This window comes from Dissulfurirhabdus thermomarina, assembly GCF_012979235.1.
GTDB classification, from domain to species: domain Bacteria; phylum Desulfobacterota; class Dissulfuribacteria; order Dissulfuribacterales; family Dissulfurirhabdaceae; genus Dissulfurirhabdus; species Dissulfurirhabdus thermomarina.
Window position 1 is genome coordinate 1 of sequence record NZ_JAATWC010000032.1, and the last position, 226, is coordinate 226.

At 73.9% G+C, this 226-nt stretch carries 1 protein-coding gene; it reads right to left on the reverse strand.

What is annotated here, in order from left to right; translation table 11 throughout:
- Positions 1 to 226 (reverse strand): RHS domain-containing protein (locus HCU62_RS11595; protein ID WP_181448358.1); only part of this gene is annotated, 226 nt, incomplete at both ends.

Below are 226 nucleotides of genomic sequence, written 5' to 3' on the forward strand. Positions count from 1 at the left end.
GTAGCGGTGCCAGTTGTAGTGGAGGCCCGTCTCCTCGTCCAGGTACTGCCCCGGAAAGACCAGCGCCTGGCGCACCCGGCCCCCGTGCCGGCGGCGGGCGCCGAAGGCCGCGTAGTCGTACCGCACCGCCTGCCTCCCCTCCGCGTCCGTGAGCGCCAGCGGCGTCCCGAGACCGTCCAGGTGGTAGAAGTACGCCCGCCCCTCCTGCTCCAGGGCCAGGGGCTCG